Here is a 1537-nt window from a genome sequence, read left to right as displayed (position 1 = left end):
ATATTATACTAAATGGTGTACCCTGAATTCAACAGTTTATTTTCATTACACCAAACAGTATAAAAAATTACACCAAACAGTATAAAAAATTACACCGATTAAAATCCTCTTAAACTACTGATATACCAATGTTTTTAGCTATTTTACTCCTTTTTTTACTCTTATCTATAAATATAAGGGCTATTTTCCATACAAGGTTCGAGTAGTATTTTTTAAGAAAGTCACTTAAAAAATCTCCACTCTTTTCTCCTTGCATTTCAAATTTCGGCAGGTGAGGGCATATCGCCAAGCCGACCATACCCAAAACGAAGTTAATCATGATCGGCTTGTGCTAGCAATTATACCTGCCGAACCGCCAGAGCTACTGTCCTAAAATCCAATTCTATTTCAAAATGTATATACACTATTTTTAAAAGCCAGCCTCACACCCCAAAACGAAGAGGGCAATAAAAGTGATATATTTATATTAAATAAAATGCAGGAAAACTAATTCGTTGCGCCGTATTGCTTAGCGTAGCGAGTATAGGAGGCAATATGAAGGAATATCAAAGTAGCCAAATAGCAGGGATTGTAGGTATATCGGTCGCTACGGTACGTAAGTATGCACAGTACATGGAAAAAGCGGGCTATATGTTTCTTAGAAATGAAAGCGGCCATCGAGTGTTTTTAGATAAACATATTTTACTCTTTAAAGAATTTAATGGCCTCTCAAAGACAGGGAATTTATCTTTGGGCCATATTGCCAATACGCTGGCTGCCAAATATAATGACTTAAAAACTGAAGAAAATGATAACCATATCGGGGGCGAAGCGGCACCCGATACGACCTTGATAGATAAGGCTTCAAAGGATAAAATCGCTCTAACAGATGAGCAATATAATTCTTTAATGAATAAGCTTGATAAACTCGCTACGCTAGACGATATAGTGGAACAACTTGAACAACAAAAAGGGTTTAATAAAATGCTCATGGAGCAATTAGAACAGCAACAAAAATACATTGAACAAAGATTAGATAAAAGAGATAGTCAATTGATTGAGTCGATGAGAAATTCTATGGATCAACGCCAAGCTATGATTGAAGCTGCTGTGGCTAAGGCTTCAAAGAAGAAATGGTGGGAGTTTTGGAAATAATGTCGTTAATTTGCGAATAGTTATATAGCATGAATACAGTTAAGATCGCCTTATACACTGATACATAATGGGCGGTCTTTGTTATTGCTATGTAGGTTATATCTAGTAGCTGTCTTCACTAGCGGAATAAGATTTAAATATTGAGTACTCTCTAGATGTATGATAACTATTTATGTCTCTTTTTGTTGGTAAAAAATATAAATATAGGCATCTGTCAACGGTAAATCGCAAGACCGTCAGGTCGAGAATTTAAGGAGTTGATAGATTTACAAGACCCAAACCCTCTGGGCACTCAAACAACCCCGTTTGTTTGACGCCAACCGGCGAGGGAGCCCCCTCAAAAAGTGAGGGGGTTGGGGGAGATTCATCGCTCGGCTCCACGGGAAGAGTTCCCCTTACCGGT

At 37.3% G+C, this 1537-nt stretch carries 1 protein-coding gene; it reads left to right on the top strand.

Annotation, left to right across the window (positions count from 1 at the left end; genetic code table 11):
- The first annotated feature begins 534 nt into the window (after positions 1–534).
- On the top strand, positions 535–1134 hold the full coding sequence (locus ACFVTC_RS42810; protein WP_383393414.1) for a hypothetical protein: 600 nt from the start codon (positions 535–537) through the stop codon (positions 1132–1134).
- Positions 1135–1537: the final 403 nt, after the last annotated feature.

Source organism: Streptomyces sp. NPDC057950 (genome assembly GCF_042887295.1).
Lineage (GTDB): Bacteria > Actinomycetota > Actinomycetes > Streptomycetales > Streptomycetaceae > Streptomyces > Streptomyces kaempferi.
This window is presented reverse-complemented; position numbering and strand designations above follow the sequence as displayed.

Excerpts from the sequence above, each read along its gene's own strand:
- ACFVTC_RS42810 (WP_383393414.1), top strand. The coding sequence starts at position 535 with ATGAAGGAATATCAAAGTAGCCAAATAGCAGGGATTGTAGGTATATCG.